Below are 16,498 nucleotides of genomic sequence, written 5' to 3' on the forward strand. Positions count from 1 at the left end.
AACCATCCTCAAAGGGTTTCGCGGTGTTCCAGCGCTTGCGACAGCGACTGCGCTTGGCGCTGCGCCGTTTCGATCACAGCTTGTTCATGCAACATCGTGAGCGTTCCCGCGCGCACGACAATTCGCCCATCAATCAAAACCGTTTCGACCGCGCTCGTTTCCGCTGCATAGACAATCGTGGAAACCGGATCAGGTTGCGGCGTCGTGTGCAATTGATCGAGCTTGAGCAATTGCAAATCGGCGCGTTTGCCAATTTCGAGGCTGCCGATTTCCGCTTGCAAGCCCAAGGCGCGCGCGCCGTCAATCGTCGCCATGCGCAGCGCGGTCAAAGCAGGCAGCGCGCGCGGCCCGTGCTGAACTTTTTGCAAGAGCGCCGCCGTGCGCATTTCGGTGAACATATCCAGCCGGTTGTTGCAGGGCGCGCCGTCGGCACCGAGCGAAACCGAGATGCCGCGCCGCAACATTTCGGTCACGGGCGCAATGCCCGAGGCGAGTTTGAGATTGGAAGACGGGCAATGCGCGACGTGCGTGCCTGTGGTTTGCAGGATGTCGAGTTCGGCGGCGTCCACCCAAACGCAATGCGCCAGCACAGTGCGCGCATTGGCGAGACCGACTTCGTTGAGATAGGCGATGTTGCGCTGACCGCTGAGGCGTTCGACCAAGGCAATCTCGTCGCGATTTTCTGAAGCGTGCGTGTGCACCAATACGCCGCGTGCGCGCGCGGTTTCAGCTACTTTTTCCAGCAAGCCGCGTGTGCAACTGACGGCGAAACGCGGCGCAAAACAATAGCGAATGCGCCCGTCCGCCTGCCCGTGCCAGCGTTCCAGCAAGCGCAAGGATTCAGCCAACGAAGCGTCGGTCTCTTCGTGCAAAGCGGCGGGCACATCCTCACCGAAATCCATCATGCATTTGCCGATGGTGGCGCGGAAACCGGCGGCGGCGGCGGCGTCAAACACGGCTTCGGTGTGATTGACCGTTTCCATCGTCAGCGCGCAGGTCGTGCCGCCGCGCATCAATTCGGCAATGCCCAGTTGCGCCGAAGCGTGCAGCGAGGCGGGCGTGTGCGCCGCTTCCATAGGCCAAACACGTTGTTTGAGCCAGTCAATCAACGCCAGGTCATCCGCCGCGCCGCGAAATAACGTTTGGCAAAGGTGTATGTGCGTTTGCACAAAGCCGGGCAGCAAGACGCGGCCCCGCCCGTCAATCACTTCATCTGTGGCGGCGTTGAACGGCGCGGAGAGCGGCGTATCAAAAGCGGCGAGCCTGCCCTGTTCAATCACTACATCGCCTGTGAAGATGCGGTTGTGCGCATCGAGCGTGATGACGGTTGCGCCTTGAATGACAGTCCTTGCAGCCATAATTCACCTTTACACCTGTCTCGGCTCAATTCAACAATTGCAAAATCTCGGCGTGCAATTGCGGATTCGCCGCCAGCCCTTGCCCGCTGGCAAAATCCAAATCGCCTTTGAGCGTCGAAAAGACGCCACCCGCACCGCGCAAAATCGGCGGCATCGGCGCGACATCGTAATAGGCCAGTGCGCCCGGTTCGATCATTACATCGGCGCGGCCCGTCGCCACCAGAAAGTACCCGTAACAATCGCCGTGTGCGCGCACCAACCGCGCCTGGCGGCAAACTGTGGCGACCTCGTCTGATTCCAGCAACGTCATTGGGTCAGTCAGGATCACTTTGGCCTGGCTCAATGTCGGGGTGTCTGAAACGCGGCACGGCGCGCCGTTTAGAAAGGTGCCCGTTTCTGCGGAACCAATCAGATGTTGATCTTGAATCGGCAAGTAAATCGAGCCGAGCAATAACTCGCCGTCGCGTTCGAGCGCAATCATCGTACCGAACAGGGGCGTGCGCATCACAAAGGATTTGGTGCCGTCAATCGGATCAATGATCCAGCGATAGGCGCTCGACCGGGCCGTCTCGCCATACTCTTCGCCATAGATCGAATGGTCGGGGAAGCGTTTGGTCAATTCGTCGCGCAGAAAGGTTTCGATCTCGCGGTCGGCCTTGGTGACGGGGCTGTTATCAGCCTTGTGTTCGACCTCGAATTGCGCGGGCGAATTGTAATAGCGCTTGGCAATCGCGCCGGCCTTGCGGCTCAACTCGTTCAGCGTTGAGTAGAGAGAAAGTAAATCGTTGATATTGGGCATAACGGGTTGCGATTGTATGCCAGTCCGGCACAAAGACGAAGGCGCGAGTGCAGCATTGTCGCCCTGCTCTCGCGCCTTTTGATGTTCCAGTGTAAACTCTTCAGCCGTCCGCCCCTGACAGGCGGTCAAACGAAGCGGACGGCTTCGGATTGCCCGGCGGTTCCTGGCAAAGCCGCCGGGCAAGCTCAAACTTACAAACGCATCCCCTGCTCAATTCTTCTTGGGTTTCTCGAACTGCTTCGGCTTCAAGTTCGGGTTCACTTTATATTTCAGCTTCCATTCTTCCATCACCTGACCATTGCTGGCTTTGACGATCTGATGCGGCAACCAAACATTGTTGACCTGTTTGTAATCGCTCAAGTAAAGCTGAATATCTACCAATTGGGGCTCACGAGCGGCTTCTTCGGCATCGTTGCTGGGACGGCGTCCGCGCTGGGCTTCGCGGTAAGTGAGCATGGCCGGGCGATGCGTGGTCTGATCAAAAATCAGCCACATAATAAAATCATTTGGCCCGGTTACACGCACCGCGTCCGCTTTGCCTTGGTTCGTCGTCAATTCCCTGTCATAAGCAAATTCAAGCGGCAACCCGCTCGGCGCGGCCATCAGCCAAGCCGTTGACAAACGCATGTATTCGGTTCGCGCCCGTACTTGCATTACCGCTTGCATCTGCGGATCAAGCTCCGGCATTCGCCCCATACCACCGCCGCCGCCGCCAAAACCGCCGCCACCGCCGCCGCCGCCACGACCACCGCGACCACCACCGCCACCACCGCCACCACCGCCACCACCACCGCCAAAACCGCCGCCGCCGCCGCCGCCAGAGGCATCGGCGCCACCGCCACCACCTAGACCACCACCACCGCCTTCACCGCCACCGCCTGGGCTACTATTCATTTTGCGGTCAGCCCAAGCGTCAGCCCCATTGACAGCTTCCAACGTGGTGAGGCTCATCATCTGGCTCGGACTTACCGAGAGGGTTTTCAGATACTTATCCGGCAGCAGCAAATCAAATTTGATTTGCCCCGTCGTGGGCCGCTGGCCGACAACAGTTTTGTAATCACCGCTGGCCGTGAGGCTTTGAATCGCTTTTAGATTCACTTCACCCCCCAGCGCCTCGCGCGCCTGTTGCAGGACGGTTTGGGCGCGCTCAGCAGCAACTTTGCCGTCAATCTTGCCGTTAGGCGGCGCTTGTTCCTGTGCCAATGCCAACAGCGGAAACAGCAGGGCAACGGCAATCACGTGGATGGATTTGGACACTTGGGTGAACTCCCTGATGCAGTTTGCGCGTTATTGTTGCGGCGGCGGCGCGCCATTTTTCATCCGCTCTTCACGTTCTTGTTCTTTTTGTTGATAAATTTTCTGCTGCTCGGGATTCAACACAGCGTTGACGCGCTCCCGCGTGCGTTGCCGGGCTTCTTTGAATCCGGGGCATTCCGCCAGTTTGCTGGGTGAAAACTCTTTGCGCGACTCCTCGAAGATTTTGCGGATGGAATCGGCCTGTTCGGAACTCAGATTCAAGTCCTTGGTCATACGCTCGACCATATGGCCTGGCCCACGCCGGGGGCCAGAGCCAGGGCGGTTATCAGCGTTACGCGAGAGATAAACTCGATCCAGCGAAACGCCGGTAATTCCCCCCAGGCCAAACACCGCCAGAATCACCAGCCAAACTTGCATTTTCGTGCGATTCATCGCTGCTCCTTTTCAGGTTCGGAACCCGTACCGCTAGCCTCCTGCCGATCCACCCCGGCCAAAGCGGCCACCAGTTCATCCGACGAAACGTCACCCGTGGCTAAGAGGTTTGCCGACACGTCGTTGTTCACCAGGTGTTGCTGCGAATTGGCGCTCTCGGCGGCTGACCAGAAAACCCCCAGCGCCAACAAAGCCACCAGGGCAAAGGCCGGTGTCGCCTGCCGCGCCGTCATCAACCACGCGCCCCATGCGCGCCCGGCTTCGGCGCGCCGCCGGGTTTCAGCTTCGATGTGCGCACGCAACCGGCGGTAAAAGAAAGGGGAAGTCGCCGCCGCCTCAACTTCCGTATTTTCCGGCTCAAGCGCGCGGTAAATCTCGTTTTCGATTGCTTGCCATTTGCCGTCAGCCACGGCTTTTTTATTCCATCGCCACATCATCTTGACCTCTCAATCTTGCGCTGTCAGGCGGCAGCGCTTGCCGCCTGACTTTGTCATCCCAGCCAGCTTAAACAAATTTGTGTAACACGCGCCGCAAGGATTCTCGCGCACGGTGGGCGCGCATTTTAACTTTGGCGGAAGTCCAACCCATCAGATCGGCAATTTCCGCCACCGATTTCTCCTCCAGGTTGACCAGTGTGAGCAACAATCGGTCTTCTGGGCGTAAGCGATGCAACAGTTTGTTCGCCAGATCGCGCGTGATGGCGTTGCCTTCGACATTGCCAGCCGTGCTTTGATCGCGCAGCTTCTCATGCAGGTAAGCCGCTTCGTCATCGCTCAGATCGCCCAATTCATTTTCAGACCGCCGCCGTTGCCGCCGCAATTCATCGTAACAGGTATGCACCGTGATGCGTGTCAGCCAGGCCGCAAACGACGCTTCGTGGCTGCCCTGGTAATCACCAAGCGCGAAATAGGCCTTGGTGAAACTTTCTTGCATCACGTCTTCGACCTGCTCGCGGCGCGAGAAAAAACGATAGCCCAGCCTCGCCACCAGTTGGCGATGCCGCTCGAAGAGTTCCGCAAAAGCTGTTTCGTCGCCTCGGATAGACGCCGCGACCAGTTCGTTATCCGTCATCGGCTCCCTCGCGATTTCTTGCAGCAGGGCCGGTGCCGGTTCGCTCGCGCTTACCCGAAGGCGTTGGGCCGTTCGCTTCATTGTTTGCTTCGTATTCCGCCGTGCACGGTCGCCCGACGGCCAGGAACGAATTACAAAATCAAACAGAAGGCTGGCGTAAAGGCCAGCGTAAGTATCGCCTAAGTGATTGACCGTAGCCGCCCATGAAGGCGTCAAAGGTCAGGGTCCGGTCACAACATTTTTGCCAAGTCCGGGCAAAAAATAACGCAAATCTGATTCTGGATTAAGCCAGATTGAAACCCAGTTTGATAGGTTAGGCGCCAATTCAACCAGAAACCTCGCCGAAATCCCGCTCGGCGGTTTATCGCGAAAGGATCAGAAGTTATGGCAAGACGCATCGAAGACGAATGTGCCTACTGCGCGGAAAAGATCAATCCACATACCGCTGTGATTGGGCATGATTGGAAAGTTTACTGCTCCACAGCTTGTGCCCAGCGTGGTGAAGACCTATCTGTTCGCGAAGCAACCCAGCTTATGCAACACGTCAGCGAACGGCATTGGCCCAAGACGCTTCATACGTAACCATTGGCCTCGAACCAGCGCACGGCTTTTTCCAGTGCCCGCTCAATCGGTTGTTGCGGCAGGCCTAATTCCCGCACCGCCTTGGCCGCGTCATAATACATCGCCTTGCGCGACATCTGTACCGAGTAAAACGACACCTGGGGTGTTTTGCCAAAATACCGCGCCAGGATCATTTCATCTACAAACGCCACAGCCAGCGGGAGGAAATGCGGCACCGCGAAGCGTGGTGCGGATTTGCCCGTGATGACTGCCAACCTTTGCAGCATCTCTTTTAACGTCAGATTCTGATTGCCCAAAATGTAGCGTTCCCCCGTGCGGCCTTTTTGCCAAGCCAGGATGTGCCCACGCGCCACGTCTTCCACATCAATCAGGTTCAGCCCTGTGTGCACATACGCGGGCATACGATCTTGCAGAAACCGCAGCACGATCTCCCCGGTGGGAGTCGGTTTGACATCGTGCGCCCCAATCGGCGTCGAGGGATTCACGATCACGACATCCAACCCGGTACGTGCGGCTTTCAGCGCTGCCTGTTCGGCCAGGTATTTTGATTTCTTGTAATCGCTGACCAGTTCAGCCAAGGTCGTCCGGGTGGCTTCGGTTCCCAGCGTGCCCGGCGCCGGGACACCAATGGCGGCCACGGAACTGGTATGGATGAAGCGTTTGATTCCGGCTTGCCGGGCCGCCGCCAGCAGATTTCCAGTGCCGGTCACATTGGCGCGATAAATGGCGGCGGCATCACGCATCCATAAAGAGTAAAGGGCTGCGACGTGAAAAATCACCTCGCAGCCCGCAACTTGTTCGGTCAAATTCGCTTGGGAGTCTAAATCACCACTGACCAATTCCACCGGCAACCCGGCCAGATTCCGTTGATCGCTGTTAGGGCGCACCAGCGCGCGCACCTGAACGCCATCCGCTAACAAGGCCCGCACCAAATTTCCGCCGACAAACCCTGTCGCCCCTGTGACGAAAGCTCGCATAATGGCCCTGGGCTTCCGGCGTTAAATCCCCATCACCTGCACGTGTAAGCGCCGCGTATTCGGCCCATCAAATTCCGTGAACAGCACCTGTTGCCACGTGCCCAGTTTGAGCCGTCCGTTCTCAACCGGGATGGAAAGACTGTGACCTACGACGACTGCGCGCAAATGTGAATCGGCATTTTTGCGGTCGCAATCTGAAAGCTGAGGGTCATTGTGTTTGTAATACACGCCACGTGGCACGACCTGCTCGAACATGGTTGTGACATCGTCCAACAGGGCCTCTTGCACCTCATTGAGAATCAAACCAGCGGTCGTGTGCAGTGAAGAGACTTGCACGATGCCATCACGAATGGAGGTTTGCGCCACGACCTCGGCAATCTCGTGCGTGATGTTTTTCATCTGCACACGCGCATTCGTTCCCAGCACCAGCGTGGTCGCGGCCACTTTATAAGTGCCCTCCTTGGCTTCGACACGTGGTCTGGTCTCAACAGGCGAAAGTGCCACATTACTCATTTGCTGTTCTCCTTCATTGAGTTACTTCTTGGTTATTTTTTGGGGTCTCGCTCGCAGGCGGCGGCGGCTGAAATTCCGTAAATGCCGGGGCCGCATTGTGTTTTACAATTGCAAAACTCTAGCCAGCGGGTAGGGGGTTGTCAACCAAACTTGGCGCTCCGTTTATTCACATTGGCTAAACCACTTAACGGCTGCTCAGCAGACTAAAAACCACCCGTGACACCTGGGTCAAACTCTGCAAGGCAGGCCGCAGCGTGCGTAAAAATTGGAAAGTGACGCGCGGGCGTACCAGTAAAACATGCAGCATCGGCCAAAGTCGCCATTGTCCCGTGCGATTCAACCCAGCATTGAAATCAGGCAAATCACTGGCAGCCTCATCCATTACTACACGAACGGCTGCGCAGGGCAGGTGAAATTCAGCCGCCGCCGCCCATACAAGATAGGTTTCCATGTCTACTGTTGCTGCCTGCGTCCGCTCAAACAAAGCCCGTTTCTGCTGCGCTTCAATGATCACCCGTTCCACCAATAAACCCGCGACGCGTTGACTGGGCAGCCCTCGCTCGCTGCATCTCTCAAACAGTTTCTGTCCCAACCTCTCGTTGCAGGGAATACCGTCTTGTTCGTTGATTAAGAAGCCTTCCAACTTGCCAGCGCGCCAGGCGGCTTCCAGCTTGCGTCCATCCAAACACCGGTCGTAAAGCACCACATCACCAGTCCGCAATCTCGGATCAAGCGCGCCTGCCAATCCTATCACCAACAAAGCCGCATAATGGTTTTGCGCCAGATGCGCCTGCAATTTTTCGGCAAAGCCGACTGCCCCGATTTCGGTCTTGAGCAAGGTAACTTTTTGCGCACCGTACCGCCCGCGCAACACTTGCAAGCCGTCCTCGCTGATCGGGGCGTCCGCCGAGAGCAGTTTTGCGACGGTTTTGAATTCAATGACGGCAGCCGTGATCACGCAAAGATCGCCGGGCGCTTCAACTCCGCTTGCTGTCATTTCGTTGTTCCAACCATTCCAGCAACCGGCCCCCGATGACCGTATGGGCGGGGGTCAATTCCGCCACACTTGCACAACCGCATAACATAACTGCCACACGCAATTCGTCAATGAATCCATGCAAGTAGGTTTCAACCGCCTCAATGCCACCCGTGACGTAGGCGCGCAGCAAGGGCAATGCCATCCCGACCGCTTTGGCTCCCAGGGCCAGGGCCTTTACGGCTTGCAACCCCGTGCGCATTCCCCCGGAGGCAATTAAGTTAAGCCCTAATGGCTGCAATTCACACACGCTGGCTGCTGTCGGCAGCCCCCAGTCCCAAAAAGCTTCGCCGAGTTCGCGATTGGCGCGATTACGAATCGTCTCAACTCCTACCCACGAAGTTCCCCCGGCACCCGACACATCCACCCATCGCACCCCCGCCTCCACCAGTTGCGCGCCTGTTTCGCGGGCAAAGCCGCAACCTGTCTCTTTGGCAATAATCGGGAGAGGCGCTTCGCTCACCAGCCGCCGCAAAGCCACCAGCGAACCGCGAAAGTCATGATCGCCGCGCTCCTGGATCACTTCCATCGCCGTATTGAAATGAATGCACAGGGCATCCGCGCCAATCGCCTCAGCTAGTCCCACTGTTTCGCGCGTGCTCAATTCGCGCGCCTGCGCAATACCGAGGTTTCCAAACAAGAGCACATTGGGCGCTTCGGCACGCACTTGAAAGCTGGTAGCGGATTCAGGATAACGCAACATTACGCGTTGCGACCCCACGCCAAAGCCAAGACCCCAGCGCTCCGCCAGGGCAGCCATCTCGCGATTAAATACACCCACCTCATCCACTCCCCCCGTCATTCCCGTAATGATCAATGGATAATTGAGTTGTTTGCCTAAAATTTCGACACTGAGGTCAATGGTTTCCAGACAGGCGTCGGTTAAGGCTTGCGGCACCAATTCCACGTGTTCAAACCAGGTGGTTTTATGGCGAAATTCAACATCCTGATGCGCGCAAAGCTCAAAGTGACTCAGCTTGCGATTGACGATTTCCGGTGTGATTGTCATGCGGCAATGCTCAAATGCCTAGCGACTTGCTCGATAGATGGCCGGTACGTTAATTTGTTTGTGCTGGTTGTGCATAGGATTGGATGTGTCAACCAACACGCGCTTCTCAATACGCGGCGATTATATGGTTCAGATTCCCCGAATTCCAAAAGCCTCCTCCCCAGTTCCGCCTCTATTCATTCAATTCTTGTACCAGCTTTCATGAGGTCAGAGAGCAGTTCCATGCGACCAAGATATACCCTGGCACTCTTACTGCTGTTTCTCTTCCTGATTTTTGCCGCCACTTCCTTCAAACCAGCGCTGTTGGATGATGCCGACGCCACGCACGCCGAAGCCGCCAAAGAGATGCTCGAACGCAGTGACGGCGTGACGCTGTACGTCAATGGCGTGCGCTATCTGGAAAAAGCCCCGTTGCTGTATTGGGCTGTCGCGGCCTCCTTCAAGGTATTCGGCTTCAACGCCTTTGCCGTGCGCTTTTCCACCGTCATCGCCATCGTGTTGCTGGCCCTCAGCCTGTATCACTTCGGACGTTGGGCTTATTCCGACCGGGCGGGACTTTATGCCGCTGCCGCCATCGGTACCTGTCTGGGCATGTATCTGTTCACGCGCGCCATGATTCCCGAAGCTTTGCTTACGCTCTGGTTCACCCTGGCGCATTATTGCTTTCTGCGTGGCTTTTTTGGCGAAGGCCAAGCGAAACGCTGGTATTACGGCGTGTATGCCAGCGTCGGTGTGGCGCTGGTGACAAAAGGGTTGATCGGTGTTGTCTTTGTGGCGGGGCCGATTGGTTTGTTTCTGTTGCTTACGCGCAGTCTGACTGAAATCAAAAACATGCGGCTGCCAAGCGGCACGTTCTTGGCACTGGTCATCGCCGCGCCCTGGCATTTGCTGGCGGGCTGGCGCAATCCGCATTTCTTCTGGTTCTATTTCATCAACGAACAGTTTTACCGCTTTCTCGGCAAACGCTATCCACACGATTACAACAAAGTCCCCTTCACCTTTTACTGGTTGATGCACCTGGCTTGGCTCTTTCCCTGGAGTGTCGCGACGCCGTTGCTCGCCATGCAGCGCCCCTCCCTAGTGCGCCAAGCCAATAGATCACGGCTGATCAATCTCTATCTTTTCCTCTGGGCCGGAGTGATTTTGCTCTTCTTCAATTTCTCGACCAGCCAGGAGTATTACACCTTCCCTTGTTACGCGCCCCTCGCACTGTTGCTGGGCGCGGCCTTTGCCAATGCCGAAACCAACGCCAAAGCGCAGCGTTACCTGATCTGGTCGCAGGGTGTGTTGGCCGCGTTGGCCTTGTGTGTTGCCGCTTTGCTCTTGACGCTCGTCTGGCAAGCCCGCCACGTGCAACCGACAGGCGAGCTAGCTAATTGGCTCAATCAGGCACCCGCCGATGCCACGCAATACACGCTCTCGCTCGGCCATTTCTTCGATCTGACCACACATGCCTTTGCCATATTACGCGTGTCTGCGCTGGGCGCGGCCCTGGTCTTTGCGCTGGGGTTTCCAAGCGCGTTTCTGTTGCGCCGCCGCCAACAACACGGACGCGCCGCCGTAACGATGGTGGCGGCGATGGGCGCACTTTTCCTCTGCGCCAACCTCGCGCAACAGAAGTTCGAGCCGGTCTTGTCTTCGCGATCTCTCGCCGATGCGATTCGGCAGCGTTGGGAGCCGGAGGCAAAAATCGTCTTCAATGGGGAATACGAGACAGGCTCGTCGCTGGCGTTTTACACGCGGCAACAGGTGTCGTTGCTCGACGGCAAAGTGAACGGGATGTGGTTCGGCGCGCAATATCCCGATTGCCCGCCGGTGTTTTTGGAGCAGGCCGATTTGCGCCGCTTGTGGCAGGGCGAAGCGCGCATCTTTTTATTCACGGAAGAAAGCAAGCAAGAGAAAGCGCGGCGCGTGCTGGATGGATTGCCGCTCTATTTGCTGGCGAAGCGCGGGGGGAAAAGTGTGTGGATGAATTGCCCTTGAGTTGATTACAAGGGGGTGCGTAAATCGGCGCGCCGATCTGCCTTGAAGCAAGGCATTCTCCATTCTTTATTCTCCATTCCTGGGCAGCGGGAACACCGGCTCAAGGCCTCTCTGCTTAGGAATTGAGAATGGAGAATTGAGAATGGCAGTTGCCCAAGTCATCCAAGGCTGCTGAATTACGCACACCCTTCAGTTAATTTAGCGACGCGTGCGCCGAATTAAATTGATTGACTGGTTTTTTCCGTTGCCCTAGTCTGCGTTGCGTAATTCGACGTTTGATCTTGAGCTTCCACTTCAGCCTTGACGACAACCAAAAATCAGTGTCCCCACGAGGTATTCCGATGAAACCGTTATTTGCCTTCATCGTTTGCGCCGCGCTGCTCGCCGCACCCGTCCGCGCATCCGAAGCAGATGCCGTCGCCCTTTCCAACACGATTCAACAACGCCATCTGCCCAACGGCTTGTTGCTTGATCCGCAATTTGCCGCGCCTGATAGCAATGAGATTGTTGTCTACACGCGCGGCGCCGATGCGGCTATCTGGACAGGGCATTACCTGGCGGCGGAAAGTTACCGCTATCAGGTCACCAAAGCCCCCGACGCGCTGGCGAATGTGAAACGCGCGCTCGCGGGCTTGCGCTTGCTGGCCGAGGTGACAGGCAATGGCTTGCTCGCGCGTTGCGCGTTCCCCTCCACCTGGAAGTACGCCGCCAGCGTGATCGAAGAAGAGCGCCGCCACGGCATCTATTACCGCGTGCTCAATGGCGACACCTATGTTTGGATTGGCAACACCTCGCGCGATCAATACTCAGGCGTCTTTTTCGGCTTGGGTGTGGCTTATGACTTGGTTGAAGACGCCCAAGTGCGCGCGGAAATCAAAACCATCACGACCAAGCTGCTCGATTACCTGCTTGATAAAAACTGGCTGGTGACGATGCCCGGCGGCGAGATCAGCACGACCTTCACCGGCCATCCCGAACAGCGCTTGAGCTTCCTGGCCGTCGGTCGCCGCGTCAATGCGGGCTTCGCGTCGGATTATGAACTGGCGCGCTTCTTCGCCTCGCTCACGGTTGGCAGCGCAATATTCGTTGAAGTCCTGGAAGAGCACGACTCCTATTTCAAATTCAATCTGGCGACGATCAATCTGTTCAACCTGCTCCGGCTGGAAAACGACACGACCTATCGCAACCGTTATCTCGACACCTACAACGTGCTGCGCCGCACGACGGACGATCACGGCAATGCGCATTTCAATATGCTTGACCGGGCCATCCGCGGAACGGCGGACGTAACGCGCGATGAAGCGACGCGCCAGATGTTAAACGATTGGTTGAAACGCCCACGCCGCGATGTCTGGTTGGATTGGCGCACCAGCGCGCGCTTTGCCGCCTGTGGCGCAGACAGAGCCTGTGCGCCGCTGCCGATTGTTGACCGCATCACCACAGACTTCCTCTGGCAACGCAGCCCGTTTTTGTTGTGGGGCGGCGGTTACGGCACGATTGAGGGCGCAGGCATTGATTACCTGCTGCCATACTGGATGGCGCGTTATTACGGCGTGATTCAGGAATATCAAGCACCAAAACGCAACGCCTCAACTGGTGCAACAGGGCTGCCCACGCGCTCAAGAAACAACTGATTCCAACCTCACGCGGCCAAACAGAATTAGCCACAGAGGCACGGAGTCACAGAGAGGAGATTGAGCATTTGTTCAGACTCTTTCCCTCTGTGACTCCGTGCCTCTGTGGCTAATCTTCTTTGTCCGTATGCTACCTGCTACAGCTTACGCAGCTTCACACTCTCCACCGCATGATCTGCGCCCTTCTCCAAAATCAAATGCGCGCGCGTGCGCGTCGGCTGGATATTTTCGCGCAGGTTCAAGCCGTTGATTTCTTCCCAAATGCTCAGCGCTTTTTGCACGGCTTCTTGATCGGAAAGATTGGCGTAACGGTGAAAGTAGGACGCCGGATCGCGGAAGGCCGTGCGCCGCAAAGTCAAAAAGCGATTCACATACCAGCGTTTGATGTATTCCTCGTCCGCATCCACATAGATCGAAAAGTCGAAGTAATCCGACACGAACACAGGGTTATCCGCGCCCACGCCGGTTTGCAGCACATTCAGGCCCTCGACGATCACGATGTCCGGCTGCCGCACCTTGACCGTGTTGTCGGGCAGAATGTCGTAAATGATGTGCGAATAGACAGGCGCTTCGACTTCGGGTTCGCCCGCTTTGACATCGGCGATGAAGCGCAGCAAGCGCCGCCGGTCATAGCTTTCGGGAAAGCCTTTGCGTTTCATCAAGCCGCGCTCTTCCAGCACGGTGTTGGGAAAGAGAAAGCCATCGGTCGTGATGAGATCAACTTTAGGATGATGCGGCCATTGCGCCAGCAACGCCTGCAACAAACGCGCGGTCGTGCTCTTGCCCACGGCCACGCTGCCCGCGATGCCGATGACATAAGGAACCCGAGCCGTGTCTTCGCCGAGAAAAATATCCTTGGCTTCGTGCAAACTCTGCTGGGCCGCGACGTACAAATTCAGCAGGCGCGACAGTGGCAAATAAATCTCCGCCACCTCGCGCAACGAAATCTCTTCATTCACGCCACGCAAGCGCACCAAGTCGGCTTCCGACAATGTCAGCGGCGTGTTGTCACGCAAGCGCGCCCATTCCGCGCGCGTGAAGTTGATGTAAGGTGAGAGGGGCATCGTGGTCTGTAGTCGGCGGTCAGGCTTGCTCAACGCAAGGCGAATCCTTTGCCCTGATCGCCTGTCCCGCCGATAATGGCAATGTGTTGTTATTTCATGTTTTCAGTTGAATTGATTCGAGCTTGAAGACTAAACCGTCTTCGGCGGCATTCTAGCATCAGGTCTGTAAGCCAATGAAAGCGACCGGTGATTTAACCAAGGCGCGCACGACCAAGTCGCAGCCGACCAAACGCAGCCTCAAAACGCGGCTGCGCGAATTCAGTTTCTTCGCGCGCGAATGGATCGCGGAACAATTCCCCTTGCCCGAAGAGCGCATTGCCTGGCGTGCTCTGGCCGAAACCTTTTTGCACTTGGGCGCGACGGGCTTTGGCGGCGGCATCGCCGTCATCGGGCAGATTCGCCGCCTGGTGGTGCGCGAGCGCGAGTGGATGTCAGAGGAAGAATTTCTCGACGCCGTTTCGTTGGCGCAAAGCCTGCCCGGCGCGAATGCGGCCAATGCGATCACCTATGTCGGATTGAAACTCGGCGGCTTGCGCGGCGCGGCGGTTTCAGTCGCCAGTTTCATCCTGCCTTCGTTTTTGATGATGATGGCGTTGACGATTGCGCACGGTCACCTGTCAGAGCGCCCCGATGCCAAATTGATCTTCCAGGGTTTTAACGCCGCCGTCGTTGGCCTGATTGCCGCGACGACGGCGCGACTGGGCCAGACGGCGATGCAACGGCAATGGCACTTGGAACTGGGCGTGGCGGCGGGCTTCGTGCTCATCTTCACCGACACCACCGTGGCCGAAGTCGTCTTGCTGGCCGGCCTCATCGGCGTGTTTATTCAATCCTTCAGAGGCCGTGTGCGCCAACGCTGGCGGCGGCAGGCGCGTAAAGAAAAACAGGCCGAGGGGCGTTCCGCCGTTGCGCAACAACAGGCACGCCAACACGCCGCCGAAATGATCGAACACCCCGACCAGTTGACCGACGATTACAAAGTCGAAGTCTCGCTGCCGCCGCAAGAGGCCGAACCGCCGAAAGAGCGCCCGACGAGTGATCGCCCAACAAATGACCCGGTCAAACCGCCTGCGGAAAAGAAATCCACCACGGGTAAACTGGTTTCGTTCGTGCCCTTCGCAGCCTTGCCGCTCTTGGCTTGGCCGATCCTGTCGAAGCTGGTTGCGGTCTGGCATCTGGCGAGCATCTTTCTGCGCGTCGGTTCGGTCACGTTTGGCGGCGGCTTCGTGATGATTCCGCAGATCGAGACCGACGTCGTGAATGTGCATCAGTGGATGACGCATCAAGCCTTCGCCGACGGCATGGCCTTCGGCCAGATCACGCCCGGCCCGGTGCTGATTACGGCGACGTTCATTGGCTACAAAGTCGCAGGGGTTCTGGGGGCGCTCGTAGCGACGATTGCCGCCTTCCTGCCTTCGTTCGTGATGACCGTGATCGCGGGCACTTCGCTCAATCGCTTCCGCACCAATCATCAGGTGCAAGCCTTCCTCGGCGGCGTCGCCCCTGCGGTCGTCGGCATGCTCGCGGCAGCCGGTGTCAGTTTGGCGAAATCAGGCGTGAGCGGCTCGACAGGCTTCGGCATCGCGACGCTGGCGTTTTTGCTGATGATGCGGGCGGCGGTGAATCCGGTGATTATTATTTTTGGGTGTGGGATGTTGCAGTGGGCGATTGCAAGAGGACTGATTGGGTTGCCGTAGTGTGATTTTTCAGCAACAAACGCCTGCCATTGCGTTCAGAAAAGGAACCCATCTTCGCATAGCAAAGGAGGTACACTGTGAATCTATTTGGAGCATTAATAATGTTGATGATCACCCTGTTTGTCCAAAACAGGGGATCAGCTATTCCCGCTCAGCAATTACCTGAAAAACGTAGGGAAGAAGTCAGACGGCATCAAATAGACGATAGCTTGCGCAACGCCAGCAAGGTCAAAGTTATTTTTCAAGGGAACCGTGTGTTCACCAGCCAAGAGCTTTATGAACAAATGGAGCGTTCGCGCAACACAAATTCAGCCAAGCCCTTTGCGCTGAAAACACCATTTTATTCTGAGGACTTGCAGCATGACCTAGAGGGAATTCGGTTTTTCCTCGGCACCAAAGGATATTTGATGGCGCGTTATACTGGCCCAGAAGTGCAAGTAACTGAGAATCAAACACAAGTGATCTTGCACATCGAAGAAGGCGCGTTTTATCGCATTGGCAAGCTTGAGGTCGTTGGGAATCGGTTGTTTCCAACAGAACAGCTTATTGCGATGTCAGGCTTAAAGATCGGCGAGCCAATCAATGTTCGAGACATTCAAGAAAAGGTCTTCACTGGCATCAGGAAGGAATATGACGATCACGGTTACATTCAAGCCGAAATCAATTTCAATCCCACTTTCAATGTCCCTTTCATCGGCGCGTCTGTGGGTGTAGTAGATGTCGAACTCGAAGTGGACGAAGGTCGCTTGTTCACTATCCGTTCGATCGGTTTTCTTGGGGTGAAGAAGAGCGAGGAAGAGCTACTACGTTCCCAACTGTTTTTACACGAAGGTGATGTTATGCGGCAAAATCTTCTTGAAGCGAGCCTGGTAACCCTGAATCAACTTGGACAATTTGAAGAGATTCGCCTTAAAGATGTGATCGTGAGAACTAATAGCCATCTTTCAACGGTTGATTTGGACTTTCAGCTATCACGCAAAAAATAGGCAGTAACTCACCTCTACCTTAGCTTGCTCACCACGCCCGCACAGACTACTTTTCAGTTGAAATTCTGCGGTTGAACGGCTGCCGCGATGGCGCGTTGCA

Annotated in this window: 16 protein-coding genes; 5 read left to right on the forward strand and 11 right to left on the reverse strand. The window is 56.6% G+C overall.

Annotation, left to right across the window (positions count from 1 at the left end):
* Window positions 1-8: 8 nt before the first annotated feature.
* The 6 genes from HY011_14365 to HY011_14390 form a co-directional block, all read right to left on the reverse strand.
* Window positions 9-1,358 carry a 5'-deoxyadenosine deaminase gene (locus tag HY011_14365; protein ID MBI3424112.1) on the reverse strand — a complete coding sequence of 450 codons (1,350 nt, stop codon included), beginning with the start codon at window positions 1,356-1,358 and terminating at the stop codon, window positions 9-11.
* A gap of 25 nt (window positions 1,359-1,383) precedes the next feature.
* Window positions 1,384-2,157: a histidinol phosphate phosphatase gene (locus tag HY011_14370; GenBank protein ID MBI3424113.1), complete on the reverse strand. Its 774-nt coding sequence runs from the start codon at window positions 2,155-2,157 to the stop codon at window positions 1,384-1,386.
* Between the two features lie 210 nt (window positions 2,158-2,367).
* Window positions 2,368-3,414, reverse strand: coding sequence for a hypothetical protein (locus tag HY011_14375; GenBank protein MBI3424114.1), 1,047 nt, complete (start codon window positions 3,412-3,414; stop codon window positions 2,368-2,370).
* Window positions 3,415-3,444: 30 nt separating this feature from the next.
* Window positions 3,445-3,846, reverse strand: coding sequence for a hypothetical protein (locus HY011_14380; protein ID MBI3424115.1), 402 nt, complete (start codon window positions 3,844-3,846; stop codon window positions 3,445-3,447).
* Complete coding sequence (locus HY011_14385) at window positions 3,843-4,283, reverse strand: hypothetical protein (GenBank protein MBI3424116.1); 441 nt, start codon at window positions 4,281-4,283, stop codon at window positions 3,843-3,845. The genes HY011_14380 and HY011_14385 overlap by 4 nt, the downstream gene beginning before the upstream one ends.
* Before the next feature lie 67 nt (window positions 4,284-4,350).
* On the reverse strand, window positions 4,351-4,917 hold the full coding sequence (locus HY011_14390) for a sigma-70 family RNA polymerase sigma factor (GenBank protein ID MBI3424117.1): 567 nt from the start codon (window positions 4,915-4,917) through the stop codon (window positions 4,351-4,353).
* Window positions 4,918-5,301: 384 nt separating this feature from the next.
* Here HY011_14390 and HY011_14395 point away from each other — a divergent pair, with 384 nt between their 5' ends.
* Window positions 5,302-5,499, forward strand: a complete 198-nt coding sequence (locus tag HY011_14395; protein MBI3424118.1) for a hypothetical protein — start codon at window positions 5,302-5,304, stop codon at window positions 5,497-5,499.
* Here HY011_14395 and HY011_14400 read toward each other — a convergent pair.
* From HY011_14400 to HY011_14415, 4 genes are all read right to left on the reverse strand, one after another.
* Window positions 5,490-6,476, reverse strand: coding sequence for an NAD-dependent epimerase/dehydratase family protein (locus HY011_14400; protein MBI3424119.1), 987 nt, complete (start codon window positions 6,474-6,476; stop codon window positions 5,490-5,492). The two genes, HY011_14395 and HY011_14400, sit on opposite strands and share 10 nt — an antisense overlap.
* A gap of 21 nt (window positions 6,477-6,497) precedes the next feature.
* On the reverse strand, window positions 6,498-6,989 hold the full coding sequence (locus HY011_14405) for a YjbQ family protein (protein ID MBI3424120.1): 492 nt from the start codon (window positions 6,987-6,989) through the stop codon (window positions 6,498-6,500).
* A gap of 184 nt (window positions 6,990-7,173) precedes the next feature.
* On the reverse strand, window positions 7,174-7,986 hold the full coding sequence (locus HY011_14410; GenBank protein ID MBI3424121.1) for a hypothetical protein: 813 nt from the start codon (window positions 7,984-7,986) through the stop codon (window positions 7,174-7,176).
* Window positions 7,967-9,034 carry a type 2 isopentenyl-diphosphate Delta-isomerase gene (locus tag HY011_14415; protein ID MBI3424122.1) on the reverse strand — a complete coding sequence of 356 codons (1,068 nt, stop codon included), beginning with the start codon at window positions 9,032-9,034 and terminating at the stop codon, window positions 7,967-7,969. Before HY011_14415 ends, HY011_14410 begins: the two co-directional genes overlap by 20 nt.
* 222 nt (window positions 9,035-9,256) lie before the next feature.
* On the opposite strand from HY011_14415, the gene HY011_14420 reads away from it, so the two are divergent.
* Both HY011_14420 and HY011_14425 read left to right on the forward strand, forming a co-directional pair.
* On the forward strand, window positions 9,257-11,017 hold the full coding sequence (locus HY011_14420) for a glycosyltransferase family 39 protein (GenBank protein ID MBI3424123.1): 1,761 nt from the start codon (window positions 9,257-9,259) through the stop codon (window positions 11,015-11,017).
* Between the two features lie 341 nt (window positions 11,018-11,358).
* The gene (locus tag HY011_14425) at window positions 11,359-12,651 is read left to right on the forward strand and encodes a hypothetical protein (protein MBI3424124.1); all 1,293 of its coding nucleotides are present in this window, start codon (window positions 11,359-11,361) and stop codon (window positions 12,649-12,651) included.
* 137 nt (window positions 12,652-12,788) lie between these two features.
* Here the strand turns inward: HY011_14425 and HY011_14430 are convergent, their stop codons facing one another.
* Entirely contained in the window at window positions 12,789-13,715 is a 927-nt protein-coding gene (locus tag HY011_14430) for a type I pantothenate kinase (protein MBI3424125.1), read from the reverse strand.
* A gap of 173 nt (window positions 13,716-13,888) precedes the next feature.
* Here HY011_14430 and HY011_14435 point away from each other — a divergent pair, with 173 nt between their 5' ends.
* On the forward strand, window positions 13,889-15,412 hold the full coding sequence (locus tag HY011_14435) for a chromate transporter (GenBank protein ID MBI3424126.1): 1,524 nt from the start codon (window positions 13,889-13,891) through the stop codon (window positions 15,410-15,412).
* A 101-nt stretch (window positions 15,413-15,513) separates the two neighbouring features.
* Entirely contained in the window at window positions 15,514-16,398 is an 885-nt protein-coding gene (locus HY011_14440; GenBank protein ID MBI3424127.1) for a hypothetical protein, read from the forward strand.
* The last annotated feature ends 100 nt before the right edge of the window (window positions 16,399-16,498 follow it).

This window comes from Acidobacteriota bacterium, from assembly GCA_016196035.1.
GTDB lineage: Bacteria > Acidobacteriota > Blastocatellia > RBC074 > RBC074 > JACPYM01.